The organism is Jatrophihabitans sp. (assembly GCA_036399055.1).
In the GTDB taxonomy this organism is placed as follows: domain Bacteria; phylum Actinomycetota; class Actinomycetes; order Mycobacteriales; family Jatrophihabitantaceae; genus Jatrophihabitans_A.
Window position 1 is genome coordinate 76,294 of the sequence record DASWNX010000014.1, and the last position, 6,241, is coordinate 82,534.

The following is a 6,241-nucleotide window of genomic DNA, read 5'->3' on the forward strand; positions in this document are numbered from 1 at the left end:
GCCGGGGGCTCACCCGGTCAGAGCCCGGGGCTCACCCGGTCAGAACGGTGGCCGCAACCGAGCCCGAGCGGCCTCGACGTCGAAGTCCGCAGGCGGGTAGCTGAGCTCCAGGCCGAGCAGGGCGTCGCGCAGCAACTGGCTCACCGCCCAGTTGCGGTACCACTTGGAATCGCTGGGAACGATGTGCCAGGGCGCGGCCTCGGTGGAGGTGGCGGCGATCGCGGCGGCGTAGGCGCTCTGGTAGTCCGACCAGTAGGCGCGCTCCTCGATGTCGGCGGGGTTGAATTTCCAGAGCTTGCTGGGATCGTCCAGCCGGGCCAGCAGCCGCTTGCGCTGCTCGCTGTAGCTGATGTGCAGGAAGCACTTGACCAGGACGGTTCCGGAGTCGCTCAACTGCCGCTCGAAAGCGTTGATGTCAGCTATCCGCTCGGCCCAGGCCGGGCCGTCGATGCTCTGGTGCACCCGGGTGACCAGCACGTCCTCGTAGTGCGAGCGGTTGAAGACCCCGATCATGCCTGCCGCCGGCAGCGCCCGACGGATCCGCCAGAGGAAGTGATGCGCCGCCTCCTCGGCCGTCGGCCGCTTGAACGAGGTGATGCTCACCCCGGCAGGCCCGACCTGGCCCACCACGTGCCTGACCACCCCGTCCTTGCCGGAGGTGTCGGTGCCCTGCAGCACCAGCAGCACCCGCCGCGGATCGCCGCTGGCGCCATTGGCGTAGAGCATCTCCTGCTGGCTGGCCAGCACCGCGCCGGTGCTGGCCAGCTCCTTCAATGCCTTGGACTTCGAACCCGGGCTCAACGGCTTGCTGGCGGGGTCGTAGCCCAGCAGGGTGATCGGCCCCTCGGCCACCCGCAGCGCCTGGCGCAGGGGCATGGCCGTCGGGGCGGGCGCTGGCGTCATTGCGCCACCCTACTGGCCCTCACTGCCTAGGCCCGGGCCGTGTTCGCTAGGCCCGGGTTGTGTTCGCCGCGGTGCTCAGCCGGCGATCTCGACCAGCGTGACCGTCATGCTCGATCCGGTGGCCACCCGGTAGGTCAGCTCGTCGCCGGGCCGGGCGCCCAGCAGCACCGAGCCCAGCGGGCTGGTCGGCGTGATGACCTCGACTCCGGGCCCGGCCTGCTCGACCAGGCCGATCAGGAACTGCTGGTCCTCGTCGTCGTCGGAGAACCGCAGGGTCACCAGGCTGCCGATCTCGGCGACCTGCCCGACCGAGGCCGGGGCGATCGGAGCCTGCAGTTGCACCTGCAACGCCGCGATCCGGATGTCGAGCTCGCCGAGGCGGATCAGCGCCTCGACGTTGCCGGCGTGGTCGGCGGCGTCACCGGAGCCGCCGGGCGGAATGCTCTCCAACGCCGTCTGCACCCGCTGTGCCTCGAGGTCTTCCAACCGGGCCAGCAGCGCGGCGTGGGCTGACGGTGAGAGGGAAGGCACGATCATCGTCATGGAGGTTCCTTATGTCGTGATTGGCACGTTAGTCGGATGACTAGTCTGAATCTCTAGCAACTCCGCGCGCACGCGATTCGTTCCTGAATGTGACAAGCAATTCCCGGCTTGTCCGGGGGCGTCGACGGCTACCCCGGCGGCTGGCGCGCGCCGGCCGCCGCATGGGCCAGCGCCACCAGCCGCGAGATCGCCCGCCGGTACTTCTGACGGTAGCCGCCGGCCAGCATCTCGGCGCTGAACAGCTGGTCCAGCGCCACGCCGGAGCAGGCCAGCGGGATCTGCCGGTCATAGAGCCGGTCGGCCAGCACCACCAGCCGCAAGGCCACGTTCTGGTCCGGGGCCGGGGTCACCCCCGTCAGGCACAGCTGGCTGACGCCGTCCAGCAGGGCGCCGTAACGGCTGGGATGCAGCCGGGCCAGGTGCTCCAGCAACTGCCCGAACTCATCCAGCGAGGCGCCTGGACGCCGCGCGGCCCGCAGCACGTCGGCCTCGGCCAGCGGCGGCGGCGCCGCGGGCAGGCCGCGGTGCCGGTAATCGGGCCCGTCCACCCGGATGGCGGTGAACCGAGCGGCCATCGCCTGGATCTCGCGGAAGAAGTCCTCGGCGGCGAACCGCTGCTCCCCCAACCGGTCGGGCAACGTGTTCGAGGTGGCCGCCAGCCGCACGCCGGCCTCGTCCAGGCGAGCCAGCAGGCTTGAGATCAGCACCGTGTCGCCGGGATCGTCCAGCTCGAACTCGTCGATGGCCAGCAGCCTCATCGGCGACAGCCTCGTGACCAGCCCGGCGAAGCCGAGCACGCCGGCCAGCTGGGTGAGCTCGGAGAACGTCGCGTAGGCCTTGGGAGCGGGGACCGCGTGCCACAGCGACGCCAGCAGGTGAGTCTTGCCCACCCCGAACCCGCCGTCGAGGTAGATGCCAGCCGGACGGTCCGGGGCGCCGCGGTGGGAGGCGCGGCCCCGACGCCACCACGCGCGCCCCGCCGAGCCCGAGCCTTCCGCCGCTGCCGACAGCAGGCCGGCGAAGTCGCGCACCGCCGCGCAGGCCAGCGCCTGGCTCGGCTCACCCGGGTCGGGCCGGTAGCTGTCGAAGCTGACGGCAGCGAACAGCGGCGGCGGCGTCAGCTCGGCGATCAGCGACTCGACCGGCGCCTGCGGCTGGCGGTCCACGAGGCGAACAGGCACGGCTGCCCAGCCTAGCGGCGGCTGCGGCCCGCTTCTCGGTAGCTGCCGCCTGGGTGTCCGCCGGCGGCGTGGCCGGCTCAGCCCGAGCCTGGATCGTGCCCGGCGCGAGCTGTGCTGAGATAGCAGCCATGCGCGTTCTGCTACCGGCCGGCTCACCGCCAGAGGCATCAGCCACCGATGATCCTGTCGACCTGCACGCCCACTACGCCGAAGGGTGGCTGCCCGACGGTGGCGTCCGGGTCAACTTCGTGTGCAGCGCCGACGGCGCCGCCACGGCGGCCGGGCTGTCTCGCGGTCTGCAGACCCCCGGCGACAACGCGGTCTTCGCGGCGCTGCGCGACCTGGCCGACGTGATCCTGGTGGGCGCGGCGACCGCTGCCGCCGAGCGTTACCGCCCGGCCAACCCCTCGGCGCGGCGACGCGCTATCCGTGCCGAGCTGGGGCTGGCCGAGGTGCCGGCCATCGCGGTGATGTCCTCCAGCCTGCAGCTGGACCTGTCGGCGGAGCTGTTCTCGGCGCCTTCTCAGGCGCCGACCCTGGTGGTCACCGGGTCGGCGGCGCCGATCGGCGCGCGCAACGACATCATCGACCTGGCCGGCACCGAGGCCAAGCTGCAATTGGTGCAGGCGCCCTCGGCCGCCGACGGCGGGGTCGACTTCGCGGCCTCGGTCGCCGCGCTGCGTGAGCTCGGCTACCGACGAATCCTCTGCGAGGGCGGTCCCCGGCTGTTCGCGGCCGGGGTGGCCGGTGGCGCCGTCGACGAGCTGTGCCTGAGCATGTCGCCGATGCTCACCGGGCCCGGCGGCGCCCGGATCGTCGCCGGCGAGCCTTGGCCGGCCGAGCTGAGCCCCCGGCTGCAGTTGACCGGCCTGCTCACCGAGGACAGCGCGCTGTTCTGCCGCTACCTGCTCCGCCGCCCGGCAGCAGCCTGACCGGCGCGCGCCGGTCAGGCGGGGCTGTCATCGGGCTTGCGGGTTCAGGGCCACAATGAGCCGATGAAGCTGCCTGTGCTGCCTCCCGTGTCTCCGATGCTGGCCAAGTCGGTGACGGCGATCCCGCCCGGCGCCTCCTATGAGCCCAAGTGGGACGGCTTCCGCTCGATCATCTTCCGGGACGGCGCCGAGGTGGAGTTCGGCAGCCGCAACGAGCGTCCGATGACCCGGTACTTCCCCGAGCTGATCGAGGCGGTTCTCGCCCAGCTCCCCGAGCGCTGCGTGATCGACGGCGAGATCGTGGTCGCCACCGGCAACGGGCTGGACTTCGAGGCGCTGCAACAGCGCATCCATCCCGCCGAGTCGCGGGTGCGGCTGCTCAGCACCCAGACCCCCGCCTCGTTCATCGCCTTCGACCTGCTCGCGCTGGGCGACCAGGACTACACCGACCGGCCGTTCACCGAGCGGCGCGCGGCGCTGGAGGACGCGCTGGCCGGCGTCACCGCCCCGATCCACCTGACGCCGGTGACGACCGAGCTGGACGTGGCGCAGCGCTGGTTCAGCGAGTTCGAGGGCGCCGGCCTGGACGGCGTCATAGCCAAGCCGCTGACAGGCAGCTACGAGCCCGACAAGCGGGTGATGTTCAAGATCAAGCACCAGCGCACCGCCGATTGCGTGGTCGCCGGCTACCGGGTGCACAAGAGCGGCCCGGACGTGATCGGCTCCCTGATGCTCGGCCTCTACAACGACGACGGGGTGCTCAACTCGGTCGGGGTGATCGGGGCGTTCCCGATGGAACGGCGCCGCGAGCTGTTCTCCGAGCTGCAGCCGCTGGTGACCACCTTCGACCAGCACCCGTGGAACTGGGCGGCGCACGAGGCGGGCGAGCGGACGCCGCGCCGCAACGAGCAGTCGCGCTGGAACGCCGGCAAGGACCTGTCCTTCGTGCCGCTGCGCCCGGAACGGGTGGTCGAGGTGCGCTATGACCACATGGAGGGCGAGCGATTCCGGCACACCGCCCAGTTCAACCGCTGGCGGCCCGACCGCACCCCGACGTCCTGCACCTACGAGCAGCTCGAGCAGCCGGTGAACTTCCAGCTCAGCGACATCGTCCCCGGGTTGGGCGAGCCGCTCGGTTAGCCTCAAGGGGTGCCTACCCGCCTCGCCACCCGGCTGTCCGCGCTCGCCGTGGGAGTGGCCCTGCTGGCCGGCGCGGCCTGCAGCTCACCCAAGCGGCCCGCCGCACCTGCCACCAGCTCCAGCTCCGCGGCCAGCGCGTCGGCCTCGGCCAGCTCGTCAGCGAGCGAGCCGGCCGCCCGCATCGCCTTCTCCGACTGCAGCCAGCAGTTCCAGGCCGCGATCGGCTCGCCCAAGGCCAAGTCCATGCAGTTCGGCTGCGGCAAGCTCCCGGTTCCGCTGGACTACGACGAGCCCGACGGCGACACCGCCGACATCTTCGTGGTCCGGGTCCGCAGCAACCACCAGAGCCAGCGGATCGGCTCGCTGCTGGTGAACCCCGGCGGCCCGGGCGGCTCGGGAGTGAACCTGGCCGCCGGCCTGGTCGGCGCGCTGAGCGACACGGTGTTCGACCACTTCGACCTGGTGGGCTTCGATCCCCGCGGGGTCGGGCTGTCCGAGCCGGTGCAGTGCATCAGCGACCAGCAGAAGGACCGGCTGGCCGCGGCGAACCCGGACGTCCGGACCGCGGCCGGCCGGGCCCAGGCCCGGACCGCCTCCGACGCGGTCGTCAAGGCCTGCGTCGCCAAGTACGGATCCGCCCTGGGCCACTTCAACACCGAAGAGACCGCCCACGACATGGAGCTGATCCGGCAGGCGGTCGGCGACACCAAGCTGAACTACCTCGGCTTCTCCTACGGCACCCGGCTGGGGGCTGCCTACGCCCACCAGTTCCCCACCCGGATCCGGACGGCGGTGCTGGACGGGGCGGTGGACCCGGTCGCCGACGAGCTGACCGTGGACGAGCGGCAGGCCAAGGCCTTCGAGGACGCCTTCGACCAGTTCGCCGCCGACTGCGCAAAGCGGCCGGCCTGCGCGGCGCTGGGCAATCCCCGCTCGGCGGTGCTGTCGCTGATGGCCGCCGCCGACCGGGCGCCGATCCCGGCCGGCGACCGCAAGGCCACCGGCGGCATCGTCCTGATCGGAGTGGCCTCGGCGCTGTATGACCAGTCGCAGTGGGAGGAGCTCGGGCAGGCCCTGATCGCGGCGCGGGACGGCAACGCCACCAAGATCATGACGCTGTCGGACGAGTACCTCGAACGCGATCCGGAGACCGGGCACTACTCCAACATCATGGACGCCAACCTGGCCGTCAACTGCAACGACTCGACCCTGCAGATCACCGACCAGCTGGTTGCCACCATGGCCGCCAGGTGGATCCCGAAGTACCCGATCTTCGGACGCAATGCGGCGGCCTCGCTGTACTCGTGCCACTCCTGGCCCCGCTCGGGGCATCCGTTGCCACCGGCGTCGGCGCCCGGCGCGCCGCCGATCCTGGTGATCGGCACCCTGCACGACCCGGCCACCCCGTTCGCCGCGACCGGGGTGCTGGCCAAGGCGCTCGGCTCCGGAGTGGTGCTGACCTGGAACGGCGAGGGCCACACCGCGTACCCCAAGACCAAGTGCATCACCAGCAAGGTGGACAGCTACCTCGTCACCGGCAAG

The 6,241-nt window shown here is 71.6% G+C and carries 6 protein-coding genes; 3 read left to right on the plus strand and 3 right to left on the minus strand.

Translation table 11 applies throughout. From position 1 onward, the window contains the following. Nucleotides 1-39: 39 nt before the first annotated feature. The 3 genes from VGB75_04445 to zapE all read right to left on the minus strand — a co-directional run bounded on the left by VGB75_04445 (nucleotide 40) and on the right by zapE (nucleotide 2,627). Complete coding sequence (locus VGB75_04445; GenBank protein ID HEY0166273.1) at nucleotides 40-903, minus strand: PPK2 family polyphosphate kinase; 864 nt, start codon at nucleotides 901-903, stop codon at nucleotides 40-42. Between the two features lie 75 nt (nucleotides 904-978). Next, the gene (locus VGB75_04450) at nucleotides 979-1,446 is read right to left on the minus strand and encodes a GreA/GreB family elongation factor (protein HEY0166274.1); all 468 of its coding nucleotides are present in this window, start codon (nucleotides 1,444-1,446) and stop codon (nucleotides 979-981) included. Between the two features lie 128 nt (nucleotides 1,447-1,574). Further along, nucleotides 1,575-2,627: a cell division protein ZapE gene (zapE, locus tag VGB75_04455; GenBank protein ID HEY0166275.1), complete on the minus strand. Its 1,053-nt coding sequence runs from the start codon at nucleotides 2,625-2,627 to the stop codon at nucleotides 1,575-1,577. Nucleotides 2,628-2,755: 128 nt separating this feature from the next. Here zapE and VGB75_04460 point away from each other — a divergent pair, with 128 nt between their 5' ends. From VGB75_04460 to VGB75_04470, 3 genes are all read left to right on the plus strand, one after another. Next, nucleotides 2,756-3,559, plus strand: coding sequence for a dihydrofolate reductase family protein (locus VGB75_04460; protein HEY0166276.1), 804 nt, complete (start codon nucleotides 2,756-2,758; stop codon nucleotides 3,557-3,559). Nucleotides 3,560-3,622: 63 nt separating this feature from the next. Beyond that, a complete protein-coding gene (locus VGB75_04465; GenBank protein ID HEY0166277.1) occupies nucleotides 3,623-4,699 on the plus strand; it encodes an ATP-dependent DNA ligase in 1,077 nt (358 codons plus the stop codon). Between the two features lie 9 nt (nucleotides 4,700-4,708). Next, on the plus strand, nucleotides 4,709-6,241 hold a 1,533-nt coding region (locus tag VGB75_04470; GenBank protein HEY0166278.1), incomplete at its 3' end, for an alpha/beta hydrolase.